Below are 14776 nucleotides of genomic sequence, written 5' to 3'. Positions count from 1 at the left end.
AATTAAAAGAAAAAACCGGAGAACCCACATGTCCCTGAGCGTGTTCGACCTGTTCAAGATCGGCATCGGTCCCTCCAGCTCCCACACCGTCGGTCCGATGCGCGCAGCCGCGCGTTTCGTCGAGGGTTTGCGGCGCGAGCAACTGCTGTCACAGACCACCTGCGTCAAAGTCGAGCTGTACGGCTCGCTCGGCGCCACCGGCAAAGGCCATGGCAGCGACAAGGCCGTGCTCCTGGGCCTGGAAGGTGAACACCCGGATACCGTCGATACAGAATCCGTGGCCGCCCGCCTGCACACTATTCGCAGTAACGGCCGCCTGAATCTGCTCGGCGAGCACTCCATCGAATTCAATGAAAAACTCCACCTGGCGATGATCAGGAAACCCCTGGCCTATCACCCCAACGGCATGATCTTCCGCGCCTTCGACGCCGCCGGCATCCAGATCCGCAGCCGCGAGTATTACTCGGTAGGCGGCGGTTTCGTGGTCGATGAAGACGCCGCCGGCGCCGACCGTATCGTCGAGGACAGCACGCCGCTGACCTTCCCGTTCAAAAGCGCCAAGGAACTGCTCGGCCATTGCACCACCTACGGCCTGTCCATCAGCCAGGTGATGCTGACCAACGAAAGCGCCTGGCGCCCGGAAGCGGAAACCCGCGCCGGCCTGCTGAAAATCTGGCAGGTGATGCAGGACTGCGTCGACGCCGGTTGCCGCAATGAAGGCATCCTGCCCGGCGGCTTGAAGGTCAAGCGGCGCGCCGCGGCACTCCATCGCCAGCTGTGCAAGCACCCGGAAGCGGCGTTGCGCGATGCGCTGTCGGTGCTGGACTGGGTCAACCTCTACGCCCTGGCGGTCAATGAAGAAAACGCCAACGGCGGTCGCGTGGTCACCGCACCGACCAATGGCGCGGCCGGGATCGTCCCCGCCGTGCTGCATTACTACATGCGCTTTATTGCCGGTGCCAATGAAGACGGCGTGGTGCGTTTCCTCCTCACCGCCGCCGCCATCGGCATTCTCTACAAGGAAAATGCCTCGATCTCCGGTGCCGAAGTCGGCTGCCAGGGCGAAGTCGGCGTGGCCTGCTCGATGGCCGCCGGGGCCTTGTGCGAAGTGCTCGGCGGCACCGTGCAACAGGTGGAGAACGCCGCTGAAATCGGCATGGAACACAACCTCGGCCTGACCTGCGACCCCATCGGCGGCCTGGTGCAAGTGCCGTGCATCGAACGCAACGCCATGGGCTCGGTGAAAGCCATCAACGCCGTGCGCATGGCCCTGCGCGGCGACGGCCAGCACTTCGTCTCCCTCGACAAGGTGATTCGCACCATGCGCCAGACCGGCGCCGACATGAAAAGCAAATACAAGGAGACCGCGCGCGGCGGTCTGGCCGTCAACATCATCGAGTGCTGACCCTCATTCAAGGGGAGTGGTTCTGGCCATCCCCTCCACACCCCATTTAAGGAGCTGCAATGTCCACCGAATCCCTGAAGCAAACCCCGCTGCACGCCCTGCACCTGCAACTCGGCGCGCGCATGGTGCCGTTCGCCGGCTACGACATGCCGGTGCAATACCCGTTGGGCGTGATGAAAGAACACCAGCACACCCGTGAAAAAGCCGGGCTGTTCGATGTCTCGCACATGGGCCAGATCCGCCTGGTCGGCGCCGCTGCCGCCAAGGCCCTGGAAGCCCTGGTACCGGTGGATATCATCGACCTGCCGGTGGGCATGCAGCGTTATGCGATGTTCACCAACGAAGCCGGTGGCATCCTCGATGACCTGATGGTCGCCAACCTGGGCAACGACGAACTGTTCCTGGTGGTCAACGCCGCCTGCAAGGAACAGGACCTGGCGCACCTGCAAAAACACCTGGGCCACCTGTGCGAAGTCCTGCCTCTGTTCGAAGAACGCGCCCTGCTCGCCCTGCAAGGCCCGGCCGCGGTCAGCGTCCTGGCGCGCCTGGCCCCTGAAGTGACAAAAATGACCTTTATGCAGTTCGCCAGCGTGCGCCTGCTGGGGGTGGACTGCTACGTCAGCCGCTCCGGCTACACCGGCGAAGACGGTTTCGAAATTTCCGTACCGGCGGCCAGCGCCGAAGCCCTGGCCCGCAGCCTGCTGGCCGAAACCGAAGTCGAGGCCATCGGCCTCGGCGCCCGCGATTCCCTGCGCCTGGAAGCCGGTCTGTGCCTGTACGGGCACGACATGAACAGCGAGACCACGCCGGTCGAGGCCAGCCTGCTCTGGGCGATCTCCAAGGTCCGCCGCGTCGACGGTGCACGGGCCGGTGGTTTCCCCGGTGCCGAGACGGTTTTTGCCCAGCAGCAACAGGGTGTGTCACGCAAACGTGTAGGCCTGTTACCGCAGGAACGCACACCGGTGCGCGAAGGCGCGGAAATCGTCGACCAGGACGGCCAGGTGATTGGCAATGTCTGCAGCGGCGGCTTCGGTCCGACCCTCGGCGCGCCTCTGGCCATGGGCTATGTAGACAGCTCGCAGGCCGCCCTGGACAGCGAAGTCTGGGCCATCGTGCGCGGCAAGCGCGTACCGCTCAAGGTGAGCAAAATGCCGTTTGTGCCACAGCGTTACTACAGGGGCTGATACAGCGTCTTCAACAGGGGCCGATACCCCTGTTGATACTTACAGTAACAACTAAGCCGACGTTGAAACAGTGCACTACCTTGTCACGCAACCGCCACAAAACAGTGCATATATGCGTCAATGAACTTGCGTTATAACAGTCTAAAATAAGCCCACCCACGTGGATGGCCAGCGACCGCCTGCAAGGCCCTGCAACCCCCCATAAACAGCCATAAACCTGGGGGTTTCGCAGGGCTTGTTTTTTCTCCCGGAGTTGGCGTAGAGTTTCTCTACTGTGTTTGCATGGGTCGCTTGGAATCGTGACCTGGGCAGTAGCCTGAAGTTTGCTACAACCCGTTCGACGCCTCTTACTTTCCTGCAACCCAGCCCAGTACTCTTTCATATGAAAGGGACTGTCATTAATTTTAGCGTCAAGGAAATAAGAAAATGTCCCAACGTCAGAGCGGTACCGTCAAGTGGTTTAACGACGAGAAAGGTTTTGGTTTTATCACTCCAGAAAGCGGTCCGGATCTGTTCGTCCATTTCCGCGCTATTCAGGGCAACGGCTTCAAGAGCCTGAAAGAAGGCCAGAAAGTGACCTTCGTCGCCGTGCAGGGCCAGAAAGGCATGCAGGCTGATGAAGTGCAAGCGGAAGCCTGATCCCCAGGGAGCCCGTTTTCTTGCAATGAAAAGCCCCTGATATTGATATCAGGGGCTTTTTTATGGGCGCAATTTCGTAAACTGGCTTTTTTCAGTCCTCACGGAGAGAGCCACCATGTCAAAACACGTGCTGAGCCCCCAGGGTGATTTCCCCGCCGCCGGCCTGGGCCGTCGCCTGGCCGCGATGTTCTATGATTTCCTGCTGTGCACCGCGCTGCTGATCGTCACTGCTTTTATCTACAAGCTGGTGCAGATGGCGATCGTCGGCGAACAGCAACTGCGCAAGCTCTCCGACGCCGGGGCGCTGGACGGCGATCCGTTGCTGTCGACAATCCTGCTGTTCGTGCTGTTCGGCTTTTTCGCCAAGTTCTGGACCTACAAGGGCCAGACCCTGGGCATGCAGGTCTGGGGCATTCGCGTACAGAACACCGACGGTACAGCCATCAGTCTCTGGCAGGCGCTGCTACGGTTTATCGTATCCATTGCCTCCTGGATCTTCGGCCTGGGCTTCCTCTGGTCGCTGGTCGACAAGCAGAAGCGCAGCTGGCACGACATCTACTCCAACAGCCAGTTGGTCCACCTGCCCAAACCTTCCAAGTAAGCCGGCGCAAAAAAGCCCGCCTGTTTCGAGGCGGGCTTTTTCATACAGCGACTTCAGTCGGGCTTATTCAGCCAATTTGAAGGTAATGAAGCTGGCACGTCCCTGACGCAGTACGCGCATGGACACCGAACGATTCTTCGGCAGGGCCTTGGCAATGTCGGTGAACTGCGCCGCGGTAGTGATCGCCTGGTTGTTCAGGTGGGTGATCACATCGCCCGGTTGCAGGCCGATCAAGGCTGCGGGACCGTCCTGGACATCCTTGATGACCACGCCCCCCTTGAGGTCGTTGTCTTTCTTCTGCTCATCGCTCAGCTCGACCACGGAAATCCCCAGGCGGTTGCTGCTGCGCTCGGCACCGTTGGCCTTGGCGAGATCCATTTCCTTGCCTTCGTCCGGAATCGCACCGACCGTCAGGTCCACGGTCTTGCGCTTGCCTTCACGAATCACTTCCAGGGATGCCTTGTCACCGGCCTTCAACGCGCCGACCAGATGCGGCAGGTCAGCCGATAGCTCGATCGGCTGGCCGTTCAGGCTGAGGATCACGTCACCGACCTGCAGGCCACCCTTGGCCGCCGGACCACCGTCCTGCACCTGGGCGACCAGGGCTCCGGCCGGTTTATCCAGACCGAACGACTCGGCCAGGTCCTTGTTGACCTCCTGGATCACCACGCCCAACCAGCCACGGCTGACCTTGCCACCGGCCTTCAGTTGGTCGGAGACGTCCATGGCCACGTCGATCGGGATCGCGAAGGAAACCCCCATGAAGCCACCGGAGCGGGTATAGATCTGCGAGTTGATCCCGACCACTTCACCCTTGAGGTTGAACAGCGGGCCACCGGAGTTACCCGGGTTGATCGGCACGTCGGTCTGGATGAACGGGACATAGTTCTCGTTCGGCAGACTGCGGCCCACGGCGCTGACGATGCCCTGGGTCACGGTATGGTCAAAGCCAAACGGCGAACCGATGGCCACAACCCACTGACCGGCTTTCAGGTCCTTGGACTTGCCGAGCTTGAGGGTCGGCAGGTCCTTGCCGTCGATCTTCAACAGTGCCACGTCGGAACGTGGGTCGGTGCCCACCAGCTTGGCCTTGAGCTCGCTGCGATCAGCCAGGCGTACCACGATCTCGTCGGCATCGGCGACCACATGGTTGTTGGTCAGGATGTAGCCGTCCTTGGAGATGATGAAGCCCGATCCCAGGGACTGGGCTTCACGTTGGCGACCGCCGCCACCGCCACCACCTTTCGGACTGCGCGGCTGCGGGAAACCGCGGAAGAATTGCTGGATTTCCGGCGGCAGGCCTTCTAGCCCCTGCATGTCGGAAACCTTGCGATCCGGCAGTTTCTGGGTGGTGCTGATATTGACCACCGCCGGCGAAGCCTGCTCCACCAGTTCGGTGAAGTCGGGCAAGTCAGCGGCCTGGGCGGTCATCGCCTGGCCGAGCACCAGGACGGTGGCGACAATGGACAGATAAGACTTCAAGCGTGGTATCGACATATGGCTCCCGTGAACAACGAGCATGATTAAGCGATAGGCCCTTGCAAGCCCCAGGCATGAAACACCGGGACTTTCGGACCGGAAACAGCAAACAAGGCCAGAGCTGAGGGGCTCTGACCTATAGGAAAATTCAGGGATATTTGCAAATGAATTTGATCACCAAACATTTCTGCACCAGCCTCCCACAGCCCCCATGATTCAGCAGCTCACTGCTTGGCCTGCGCGTCGCCGGAACGCATGGACAGTGCAATCCGTTCGGCGGTACCGATGGGAATCTCCCCCACCACCGTGACCATGATGTCGCCGCTCGGCGTGGTCAGGTGCCGCGACACCGCGACCGTCGGCCCCAACTGGGCCCGGGCGTCGGTTACCGTGGCACCGTTGAGGGGCTCAAGGAACACCGAAAAACGCGACAGACCGTCGTCATACATCAAGCTGCTGACCTCGACCTTGGTGGCCGGGTCGACCCGCGCCGTGCTGCTGACCAGTTCGAAACCCGGCGGCAGCCAGTCCGAATGCCACAACTGGGCCGCCGCTGCTCCCAGCGCCTGCACCTTGGGCTGGGCCTGGTTGGTCAACAGGATCACCGGCTTGCACTCGGCACTCGGCTGTACCTGGCTTTCCTCGGGAGGCTGGGTGGTATTCAATTCGGTGAACTGGAAACGCTCCAGCAACTGCCCCTTGTCATTGAGCAACAATGATTTCAAGGGCAAGCCGGTCTCACGATCCAGATGCAGTTCAAAACCATAACGATGCTGGTCACGCGGCGTCAGCGAGACCACCACGGCGGCACGACCGGCCACCCGCGACTTGCCGACGACAGTGATGTCGTACCAGGTCTTGAGGGTCTGGGTGTCCAGGGAGCGGGTATGGGAATCGGGCATATCGCCGAGCCCCGCCACCAGCGCACCACTGACGCACTGGGTATGACCATCGACGCGAACAACCTCTTGTGCCGAGCCATCGAGCTGGATCAGACGCTCACGAACCTTGCCATCGCGCACCAGGTGCCAGATGCCATGGGTAGAAAAACTACCGTTGCGCTCGTAGACGAAAGTGCCCTGAAAGCTTTGCTGCTGCTCGGCTTGCCCAAGACGGTTCAACCAGTCCTGGGCCTCATCGGCCTGGGCTGGAAGAACCCACCAGCCACTGAGCACCAGCGTTAGAAGAGGTAGCGCGCGCATGATCCTCCTTAACGGTTTTCCAAGCTGGCGGCACGGGCGTAGGGCAGAGCACTTTCAGAGCCCTTGAGTGCGGCCTGTTGCGCATGCTGGCGCAGATAGCCTGGCAAACGCTGATCGTGCCAGCCGGACTGGCCTTGCTGCAGCACGCCGTTGGCCATCGGGCCGGTCGACTGGTCGCTGCTTTCAGTGTAGCCGGCCAGCACCGCCGGGCCTTTGGCCGTAGGGGCAACCAAGCCTGGCTGGTTCGATTGCTGGGCCAGTTGGGCACCGACAATGTCATCCTGGTTGTACAGACGCACACCGGCCAGTACGGCCAGGGTGACCGAGGCCGCGACGGCCAGGCGACCGAGGGTACGCCACGGACCGCGAGTGTTTTTAGCCGGGACTTCTTCGCCGGCCAGGGCCGCGGAAACGGCCGAGGCCAGGTCCAGGCGCGGGTCCAACAGTTCCTTGTGCATCACTGCCCGGGCGATTTGGTAACGAGACCAGGTGGCACGGGTCTCGGCATCGTCAAGGGCATTGAGCACCCGACGCAATTCCAGTTCGTCCGCTTCGTTATCCATCACCGCGGACAGCGATTCCTGCAGGGCTTCACGACTCATGGCGGTTCCTCTCTTGGCTGTCGCCGCTGTCTCAGGTTTCCTGCAACAACGGCTGCAGGGCTTTATCGATGGCCTCCCGAGCGCGGAAAATCCGGGAGCGCACGGTGCCCACCGGACACTGCATGACGGCTGCAATGTCCTCATAACTCAGACCGTCGAATTCACGTAAAGTTAAAGCCGTACGCAAATCTTCTGGCAATTGCTGGATGGTCCGATGGACGGTGCCTTCGATCTCATCCCGCAACAATGCACGCTCCGGCGACTCGAGGTCCTTGAGGCCATGATCGCCGTCGTAGAACTCCGCGTCCTCTGAACTCACATCGCTGTCCGGTGGCCTGCGACCGCGGGACACCAGGTAGTTCTTCGCCGTGTTGATGGCGATGCGGTAGAGCCAGGTGTAAAAAGCACTGTCACCGCGAAAATTGCCCAATGCACGGTAGGCTTTGATAAAGGCTTCCTGTGCAACGTCCTGGGCTTCATGGGTGTCGTGCACGAATCGCACGATCAACCCGAGAATTTTGTGCTGATACTTCAGCACCAGCAGATCAAATGCCCGCTTGTCGCCGCGTTGAACGCGCTCGACCAGCTGCTGATCCTCTTCCTGGGTTAGCATGAACACTCCTCATAGGACCTGAAGGAGGCGTGCATCGCGAATTGACCAGGCTTGCAAACATAGACTCGGGCTTCTGGCAAAAGTTCTCCCCCTTCAAGCAAGTTTCCTGTGGCCCGCCGAACGGACACACACGAAAAACGCAGCACGGCCAGCGCCGACTGCGTGAATAATCTGGTCGTCGAATCTGCTTGCGAAGGCCGTCTCAGGCACCTCGCATAAAGCCGACGCTGTCCCCTTCTTTCAGGCACCCCGCATGGGAGCCCGGAGCCCCGTAAAAGTTCCCGGAACCCCCTGCGGGTAATGGCATTGTAATGGCTGTGCTGACCACGGCTGCCTGAGCCTTGGTTATAGCTGAAAAATCATTGCCTTACCCTGCAAAAGCGCATGCATGGCGGCATGGACTGGCGCACACTCAGCGCCCACAGCCCTTTCACAATGCCACAAAGGCCCGGCTATTGTGCCGCTCCCCCCAGCCATATACTAGTGGGCTGTCGGGCGGGGCCCGGCAACTGCCCCCGGGCGCTTTTTTCGGATGTTTCTGATGAGCCGACATTTTCAACACGATGTGCTGGTGATTGGCAGCGGTGCCGCCGGCCTGAGCCTGGCCCTCACCCTGCCCAGCCATCTGCGCATTGCCGTCCTGAGCAAGGGCAACCTGGCCAACGGTTCGACTTTCTGGGCCCAGGGCGGAGTCGCCGCGGTGCTCGACGATACCGACACCGTGCAGTCCCACGTCGAGGACACCCTCAACGCCGGCGGTGGCCTGTGCCACGAAGACGCCGTGCGCTTCACCGTCGAGCACAGCCGCGAGGCCATCCAGTGGCTGATCGACCAGGGCGTGCCGTTTACCCGCGACGAAGAGGCCAGTGCCGATGACGGCGGTTTCGAGTTCCACCTGACCCGCGAGGGCGGCCATAGCCATCGACGGATCATCCATGCCGCCGACGCCACCGGCGCGGCGATCTTCAAGACCCTGCTGGAGCAAGCCCGCCGGCGGCCCAATATCGAGCTGCTGGAACAACGGGTGGCCGTCGACCTGATCACCGAAAAACGCCTGGGCCTGGCCGGCGACCGCTGCCTGGGGGCCTACGTGCTTGACCGCGGCACCGGCGAGGTGGACACCTATGGCGCGCGTTTCACCGTGCTCGCCTCGGGCGGCGCGGCCAAGGTCTACCTCTATACCAGCAACCCCGACGGTGCCTGCGGCGACGGCATCGCCATGGCCTGGCGCTCGGGCTGCCGGGTGGCGAACCTGGAGTTCAACCAGTTCCACCCCACCTGCCTGTATCACCCCCAGGCCAAGAGTTTTCTGATCACCGAGGCCCTGCGTGGCGAAGGCGCGCACCTGAAGCTGCCCAACGGCGAACGCTTCATGCCGCGCTTCGATCCACGGGCCGAACTGGCACCACGGGACATCGTGGCCCGGGCCATCGACCACGAGATGAAGCGCCTGGGCATCGACTGCGTCTATCTGGACATCAGCCACAAGCCCGAAGCCTTTATCAAGGCGCACTTCCCGACGGTGTACGAACGCTGCCTGGAATTCTCCATCGACATCACCAAAGGCCCGATTCCCGTGGTCCCGGCCGCGCACTACACCTGTGGCGGCGTGCTGGTGGACCAACAGGGCCGTACCGATGTGCCCGGCCTGTACGCCATCGGCGAGACCAGCTTCACCGGCCTGCACGGCGCCAACCGCATGGCCAGCAACTCGCTGCTCGAATGTTTCGTCTACGCCCGCTCGGCGGCGGCGGACATTCTCCAGCAACTGCCGCAGATCGCCGTGCCGGCCGCCCTGCCGAGCTGGGATGCGAGCCAGGTGACCGACTCCGACGAGGACGTGATCATCGCGCACAACTGGGACGAACTGCGGCGCTTCATGTGGGACTACGTCGGGATCGTGCGCACCAACAAGCGCCTGCAACGGGCGCAACATCGGGTGCGCCTGCTGCTGGACGAGATCGATGAGTTCTACAGCAACTACAAGGTCAGCCGCGACCTGATCGAGTTGCGCAACCTGGCCCAGGTCGCCGAACTGATGATTCGTTCAGCCATGGAACGCAAGGAAAGCCGGGGCCTGCATTACACCCTCGACTACCCGGACCTGCTGCCCGAGGCTCTGGACACTATCCTGGTGCCGCCCACCTACGTCGGCTGAACTTCAAGCGTACGCGCAGGCGCCGATGCACATCCGGCGCCTGCGCATCCCAGGGAACACACAGCGCACGGACCCGGCGCTCGCCCGGCAGGCGAAAACGCAGCAGCACCAGCCACGGCAGGGCCAGGCTGTCGCGACACAACTGCACCGGCTGCCAGCCAGCGGCCTGGCTCCACAGCTGCCAGCCCTGCTCGTCACGGCGCAAGCCGGTAAAAGCCGACGGATGGCTCAGCAGCAACTGCCGTGGCAACACCCAGGCGCCATGCAGCAGGCACAGCAAAGCCCCGGACAGACTGGCCCAGCGCGGAATATCCAGCAGACAAAGCGAAACCAACGAAAGGCCCAGGGCCCCGAGATACGCCGCCGGCAGCAGCCGTGAGGCCTGCCAGCGGCATTCGAACAGATTACTTGGGCTGGACACGATCCAGGATCATGCGAACCATTCGCTGCAACTCAGGATCTTCCGATTCGGAGCGCTCCATGAACCAGCCGAACATGTCCTGGTCCTCGCATTCGAGCAGGTTGCGATAGCAGTCGCGGTCAGCCTGGCTCAGATGCGGGTACACCTCCCTGACGAACGGTACCAGCAACACGTCCAGCTCCAGCATGCCGCGCCGGCTGTGCCAATAGAGGCGATTGAGTTCTACATCTTCGACCATGGAGCGCTCCTCAAATTTGAGCGCAAGTATACAGCCCTGCGCGCGTGCGGACAGTCGGCTTTGGTCGGGGGCACGGGCACTGTTGTGAACTACCCATTTGCCAGGCGCCCCTCTATGATGTCTCCCATCCTTTATTCCGCTGCGATGACCCATGGCCGATTCCGCTTTTTTCTGCACGCTGACCCACGAAGGCGTTCTTGCCGTCCGCGGCTCCGACGCCACCAAGTTTCTCCAGGGCCAGCTGACCTGCAACCTCAACTACCTGAGTGACGTGCGGGCCAGCCTCGGTGCCCGCTGCACGCAAAAAGGCCGCATGCAGTCGAGCTTCCGTATCCTGCTCGAAGGTGACGGCGTGCTGCTGGCGATGGCCGGCGAGCTGCTGGAGCCGCAACTGGCGGACCTGAAAAAATACGCGGTGTTCTCCAAATCCAAGCTCACCGACGAAAGCGCCGGCTGGGTCCGTTTCGGCCTCGGCGACGGCGACGCCGCCTTGCGCGGCCTGGGTCTTGAGCTGCCGACAGAGACCGACGCGGTGGTCCGCGCGGACAATCTGATCGCCCTGCGGGTTTCCCCGGGACGCAGCGAACTCTGGGTTCCAGCGGATCAGGCCGCCCGGGTGCGCGAGCATCTGGCCGCACAGCTGCATGAAGCCGATCTGAACACCTGGCTGCTCGGCCAGGTGCGTGCCGGTATCGGCCAGGTCATGCCGCAGACCCGCGAACTGTTTATTCCACAAATGCTCAATTTGCAGGCGGTCGGTGGCGTAAGCTTCAAGAAAGGCTGCTATACAGGGCAGGAAATCGTCGCCCGCATGCAGTACCTGGGCAAGCTCAAGCGCCGCCTTTATCGTCTGGCGCTGGTGGCCGACCAGCTGCCGGAACCGGGTAGTACGCTGTTCGCTCCCTCCCATGGCAGCGCCATCGGTGAAGTGGTGATCGCCGCCAGAGCGGAAAATGGCATTGAACTCCTGGCCGTTCTGCAAGCCGAAGCTGCGCAGGAAGGTCATGTGCACCTGGGCGATTTGCAAGGTCCGGCCCTGACATTACTGGACTTGCCCTATCAACTGGACCGCGACAGCGAAATCCAGCGTTAAACGCACCGCCCTAGAGAATTGAAATGAACAAGCTGGCGGAAAAGGTCCAACGGGATTTGGTCAAGGCCATCGACAACGATGACCTGGTTCTGCCGACCCTCCCGGAAGTGGCCCTGAAGATTCGCAAGGCGGCGGAAGATCCGGAGATCAGTGTCAGCACCTTGAGCAAAGTGATCGGTGGCGACACTGCCTTGTCGGCGCGCCTGATCAAGGTGGTCAACAGCCCGTTGCTGCGGGCCAGCCATGAAGTTACCGACCTGCACACGGCTATCACCCGGCTGGGCGTCAACTACAGCAGCAACCTGGCCATCGGCCTGGTCATGGAGCAGATTTTCCATGCCCGCTCCGAGGTGGTGGAACAGAAGATGCGCGAGGTCTGGCGCAAGAGCCTGGAGATCGCCGGGGTCTGCTACGTGCTGTGCCGCAACTTCACCCTGCTCAAGCCGGACCAGGCGGCGCTGGGTGGGCTCGTGCACCAGATCGGCGTTCTGCCGATCCTGACCTATGCCGAGGACCACTATGAGTTGCTCGCCGATCCGCTGAGCCTGGATCATGTGATCGACAGCATTCACCCGTTGCTCGGCGACGAGTTGCTGAAGGTCTGGGAGTTTCCGGAGATGCTCGCCAAGCTGCCCGGGCAATACCTGAACCTGGAGCGTGACAGCAAGGGCGTCGACTATATCGGCCTGGTGCAGATCGCCAGTGTGTTTTGCCATCAGGGCACGGCGCATCCTTTCGGGCAAATCGCCCTGGGCGACTTGAAAGCCTTTATCAAGCTGGGGCTGGATGCGCAGAGCAGCGCCCTCAGTGACCAGCTCAACGAAGCGCGGGAGATGTTCCGCTAGACTGATCCGGCGATAAAGCTCACACGGACCTTCAAACCGTGGGGCTGGGCCTCATGCAGACTGATCTGCGCCAGATGCGCCCGACAGATCTCGCCGACAATCGCCAAACCCAGCCCGGCACCGACGCCCTGCTGATGACGCCGGTAAAAACGCTCGAAGACCCGCCCCCGCTCCTCCAACGGAATCCCCGGCCCGTCGTCCTCGACCTCCAGCACTGCCGGCAAGCCGACCCGCAGGATCACATTGCCACCGGACGGTGTATGGGCCAGGGCGTTGTCCACCAGGTTGCTCAACAACTCGTTGAGCAAGGTCGGCTCACCCCGCAACCACACCGGCTCGTCGGCCTCCAACGCCAACGCCACACCCCGCGCATGGGCCAGCGGCGCCATCGCCATGCCCAACTCCCGCGCCAGCTGACTGAGATCGAGCAACTGCGCGCCGCCCTCGGCAATCGCCCGCGCGCCATTTTCGATCCGCGCCAGCGACAGCAACTGGTTGGCCAGATGGGTCAGGCGATCGGTACCCTGGGCCGTGGTTTCCAGGGTCTCGCGCCAGATCGCCGGCTCGTTCGCCCGCAAGCCCAGCTCAAGACGCGCCTTGAGCGCCGCCAGCGGCGTGCGCAGTTCATGGGCGGCGTCGGCGATAAACTGCCCCTGGCGCTCGAACTGCCGACGCAGGCGTTCGGTGAAGTGATTGAGCGAGCGCACCAATGGCCAGAGTTCATGCTGCACCTCCACCAGCGGCAAGGGCCGCAGATCGTCCGGCTGGCGCTCTTCCACCGCCGCGCGCAAACGCTCCAACGGACGCAAGGCCGCGCTCACGGCAAAGCCCACCAGCAGCAACGCGCCCCCCGCCAGCATTCCCAGGCGCAGCAGGGTGTCGGCCATCAGGCTACGGGCCATGTTCACCCGCGCCTCATCGGTTTCGGCCACTCGGATTTCCGCCATGCCGTTCATGTTCGGTTCGCTGACCGCCTTGAGCAGGCTCACCACCCGCACGTTCTGCCCGCGATATTGGCCGTCGTAGAAGCGCGCCAGCGCCGGATAGTCATCGGTGCGCGGCGTGCCGGGCGGCGGTGCGGGGAGGTTTTCGTAACCGGAAATCAACTGCTGGTGGATGTCGTTGACCTGGTAGTAGATCCGCCCGGCGCTGTCATAGGCAAAGGTGTCCAGGGCCACGTAGGGCACGTTGGCGCTCAGGCTGCCGTCGCGTTGCGAGAGGCCGGCGGCGATGGTCCGCGCCGAGGCCAGCAAGGTACGGTCATAGGCCGTATCCGCCGCTTCGCGACCGTTGTAATAAGCGCTCCAGCCGCTGGCGAGCATCAATGCCACCAGCAACAACGCCAGGTTCCACAGCAGCCGCCAACGCAGGCTGCCGGCCTTATGCATCGCGGTGTTCCAGCAGATAGCCGAGGCCACGGAAGGTGACGATGACCACCGCCTGGCCGTCGAGCTTCTTGCGCAGGCGGTGCACGTAGATCTCGATGGCATCGGCGCTGGCCTCCTCGTCCAGGCCAAAGACCTGCGCGGCCAACTGCTCCTTGCTCATCACCCGACCCGGTCGGGCAATCAGTGCCTCGAGCACCGCTTGTTCGCGCGAAGTCAGGGTCAGCAGTTCGTCACCGAGGCTGAAACGCCGGGTGTCCAGGTCGTAGACCAGCGGCCCACAACGTTGCTGGCGCTCACCGCCGAGCACGCTACGGCGCAGCAGCGCCTTGACCCGTGCTTCCAGCTCAGTGAGTTCGAACGGCTTGGCCAGGTAATCGTCGGCCCCCAGGTTCAGGCCATGGACGCGGTCCTTCACATCACTGCGCGCGGTGAGCATCAGCACCGGCAGGTTCTTACCGCGGGCGCGCAAACGGGCCAGGACTTCAAAACCGTCCAGGCGCGGCAGGCCCACGTCGAGGATCGCCACGGCGTATTCCTCGCTGCTCAAGGCCAGGTCGGCGGCCACCCCATCGTGCAGCACATCCACGGTCAAACCCGCGCTCTTGAGCGCCTGGGCAACACTTTCAGCCAGTTGGGGATGGTCTTCGACCAGAAGCACGCGCATGGATTTCCTACCTCGACCGGGCTGACTTAAACGCCCTTTTGGCCGGGAGTCTACCGGATAAACAAAGCGCCGCTAGCCATCGCCGGCCGAGTTCAGCGGACCTTTTGCGCTGAAAGCCTGGTGAAAGGTTGACCCATTAGAGTCCCCTCACGGACAGTGACGACCACCGTCGGAGCAGGTCCTTGGAAACCCGAAAACGCCTCGATGCGTTTTCGTTCGAATAAGAACAATAATGGAGTCACCC

General features: G+C 62.3%; 15 protein-coding genes. 7 read left to right on the top strand and 8 right to left on the bottom strand.

Features of this window, described 5'->3' with window-relative positions; all coding sequences use genetic code 11:
* Nucleotides 1–28 precede the first annotated feature (28 nt).
* The 4 genes from M5C01_RS24890 (at nt 29) to M5C01_RS24875 (ending at nt 3829) form a co-directional block, all read left to right on the top strand.
* Complete coding sequence (locus M5C01_RS24890; protein WP_152741314.1) at nt 29–1405, top strand: L-serine ammonia-lyase; 1377 nt, start codon at nt 29–31, stop codon at nt 1403–1405.
* 59 nt (nt 1406–1464) lie between these two features.
* A complete protein-coding gene (gcvT, locus tag M5C01_RS24885; protein WP_103494223.1) occupies nt 1465–2589 on the top strand; it encodes a glycine cleavage system aminomethyltransferase GcvT in 1125 nt (374 codons plus the stop codon).
* Nucleotides 2590–3015: 426 nt separating this feature from the next.
* Nucleotides 3016–3228 carry a cold shock domain-containing protein gene (locus M5C01_RS24880; RefSeq protein ID WP_003175786.1) on the top strand — a complete coding sequence of 71 codons (213 nt, stop codon included), beginning with the start codon at nt 3016–3018 and terminating at the stop codon, nt 3226–3228.
* A 115-nt stretch (nt 3229–3343) separates the two neighbouring features.
* Nucleotides 3344–3829, top strand: coding sequence for an RDD family protein (locus tag M5C01_RS24875; RefSeq protein WP_152741315.1), 486 nt, complete (start codon nt 3344–3346; stop codon nt 3827–3829).
* 63 nt (nt 3830–3892) lie between these two features.
* Here M5C01_RS24875 and M5C01_RS24870 read toward each other — a convergent pair whose 3' ends face one another.
* The 4 genes from M5C01_RS24870 to rpoE all read right to left on the bottom strand — a co-directional run bounded on the left by M5C01_RS24870 (nt 3893) and on the right by rpoE (nt 7725).
* Nucleotides 3893–5326 (bottom strand): DegQ family serine endoprotease, encoded by a 1434-nt coding sequence (locus tag M5C01_RS24870; protein ID WP_152741316.1) that lies wholly within the window; start codon nt 5324–5326, stop codon nt 3893–3895.
* A gap of 206 nt (nt 5327–5532) precedes the next feature.
* The gene (locus M5C01_RS24865; protein ID WP_152741317.1) at nt 5533–6510 is read right to left on the bottom strand and encodes a MucB/RseB C-terminal domain-containing protein; all 978 of its coding nucleotides are present in this window, start codon (nt 6508–6510) and stop codon (nt 5533–5535) included.
* 8 nt (nt 6511–6518) lie between these two features.
* On the bottom strand, nt 6519–7112 hold the full coding sequence (locus M5C01_RS24860) for an RseA family anti-sigma factor (protein ID WP_103498292.1): 594 nt from the start codon (nt 7110–7112) through the stop codon (nt 6519–6521).
* 31 nt (nt 7113–7143) lie between these two features.
* Nucleotides 7144–7725: an RNA polymerase sigma factor RpoE gene (gene rpoE / locus M5C01_RS24855; RefSeq protein ID WP_017127586.1), complete on the bottom strand. Its 582-nt coding sequence runs from the start codon at nt 7723–7725 to the stop codon at nt 7144–7146.
* A 541-nt stretch (nt 7726–8266) separates the two neighbouring features.
* Between rpoE and nadB the strand changes: the two genes are divergently transcribed.
* Entirely contained in the window at nt 8267–9883 is a 1617-nt protein-coding gene (nadB, locus tag M5C01_RS24850) for an L-aspartate oxidase (RefSeq protein WP_103498291.1), read from the top strand.
* On the opposite strand, the gene M5C01_RS24845 is transcribed toward nadB, so the two are convergent.
* Nucleotides 9852–10304, bottom strand: a complete 453-nt coding sequence (locus M5C01_RS24845; RefSeq protein ID WP_177102744.1) for a protein YgfX — start codon at nt 10302–10304, stop codon at nt 9852–9854. The genes nadB and M5C01_RS24845 overlap by 32 nt on opposite strands.
* Complete coding sequence (locus tag M5C01_RS24840; protein ID WP_100944438.1) at nt 10288–10542, bottom strand: succinate dehydrogenase assembly factor 2; 255 nt, start codon at nt 10540–10542, stop codon at nt 10288–10290. The genes M5C01_RS24845 and M5C01_RS24840 overlap by 17 nt, the downstream gene beginning before the upstream one ends.
* Nucleotides 10543–10693: 151 nt before the next feature.
* On the opposite strand from M5C01_RS24840, the gene M5C01_RS24835 reads away from it, so the two are divergent.
* Both M5C01_RS24835 and M5C01_RS24830 read left to right on the top strand, forming a co-directional pair.
* Nucleotides 10694–11635, top strand: coding sequence for a folate-binding protein YgfZ (locus M5C01_RS24835; RefSeq protein ID WP_152741318.1), 942 nt, complete (start codon nt 10694–10696; stop codon nt 11633–11635).
* 23 nt (nt 11636–11658) lie between these two features.
* Entirely contained in the window at nt 11659–12480 is an 822-nt protein-coding gene (locus M5C01_RS24830; RefSeq protein WP_103498288.1) for an HDOD domain-containing protein, read from the top strand.
* Here M5C01_RS24830 and M5C01_RS24825 read toward each other — a convergent pair.
* Both M5C01_RS24825 and M5C01_RS24820 read right to left on the bottom strand, forming a co-directional pair.
* Complete coding sequence (locus M5C01_RS24825) at nt 12477–13868, bottom strand: sensor histidine kinase (protein WP_152741319.1); 1392 nt, start codon at nt 13866–13868, stop codon at nt 12477–12479. The genes M5C01_RS24830 and M5C01_RS24825 overlap by 4 nt on opposite strands.
* Nucleotides 13861–14532, bottom strand: a complete 672-nt coding sequence (locus M5C01_RS24820) for a response regulator (protein ID WP_103498286.1) — start codon at nt 14530–14532, stop codon at nt 13861–13863. Before M5C01_RS24820 ends, M5C01_RS24825 begins: the two co-directional genes overlap by 8 nt.
* Nucleotides 14533–14776: the final 244 nt, after the last annotated feature.

Source organism: Pseudomonas sp. MWU12-2319, assembly GCF_023242525.1.
GTDB lineage: Bacteria > Pseudomonadota > Gammaproteobacteria > Pseudomonadales > Pseudomonadaceae > Aquipseudomonas > Aquipseudomonas gingeri_D.
This window is presented reverse-complemented; position numbering and strand designations above follow the sequence as displayed.

Excerpts from the sequence above, each read along its gene's own strand:
- M5C01_RS24875 (WP_152741315.1), top strand. The coding sequence starts at position 3,344 with ATGTCAAAACACGTGCTGAGCCCCCAGGGTGATTTCCCCGCCGCCGGC.
- M5C01_RS24825 (WP_152741319.1), bottom strand. The coding sequence starts at position 13,868 with ATGCATAAGGCCGGCAGCCTGCGTTGGCGGCTGCTGTGGAACCTGGCG.
- M5C01_RS24865 (WP_152741317.1), bottom strand. The coding sequence starts at position 6,510 with ATGCGCGCGCTACCTCTTCTAACGCTGGTGCTCAGTGGCTGGTGGGTT.
- M5C01_RS24890 (WP_152741314.1), top strand. The coding sequence starts at position 29 with ATGTCCCTGAGCGTGTTCGACCTGTTCAAGATCGGCATCGGTCCCTCC.
- M5C01_RS24860 (WP_103498292.1), bottom strand. The coding sequence starts at position 7,112 with ATGAGTCGTGAAGCCCTGCAGGAATCGCTGTCCGCGGTGATGGATAAC.
- M5C01_RS24820 (WP_103498286.1), bottom strand. The coding sequence starts at position 14,532 with ATGCGCGTGCTTCTGGTCGAAGACCATCCCCAACTGGCTGAAAGTGTT.
- M5C01_RS24840 (WP_100944438.1), bottom strand. The coding sequence starts at position 10,542 with ATGGTCGAAGATGTAGAACTCAATCGCCTCTATTGGCACAGCCGGCGC.
- rpoE (WP_017127586.1), bottom strand. The coding sequence starts at position 7,725 with ATGCTAACCCAGGAAGAGGATCAGCAGCTGGTCGAGCGCGTTCAACGC.
- M5C01_RS24830 (WP_103498288.1), top strand. The coding sequence starts at position 11,659 with ATGAACAAGCTGGCGGAAAAGGTCCAACGGGATTTGGTCAAGGCCATC.
- gcvT (WP_103494223.1), top strand. The coding sequence starts at position 1,465 with ATGTCCACCGAATCCCTGAAGCAAACCCCGCTGCACGCCCTGCACCTG.
- M5C01_RS24880 (WP_003175786.1), top strand. The coding sequence starts at position 3,016 with ATGTCCCAACGTCAGAGCGGTACCGTCAAGTGGTTTAACGACGAGAAA.
- M5C01_RS24835 (WP_152741318.1), top strand. The coding sequence starts at position 10,694 with ATGGCCGATTCCGCTTTTTTCTGCACGCTGACCCACGAAGGCGTTCTT.
- M5C01_RS24870 (WP_152741316.1), bottom strand. The coding sequence starts at position 5,326 with ATGTCGATACCACGCTTGAAGTCTTATCTGTCCATTGTCGCCACCGTC.
- nadB (WP_103498291.1), top strand. The coding sequence starts at position 8,267 with ATGAGCCGACATTTTCAACACGATGTGCTGGTGATTGGCAGCGGTGCC.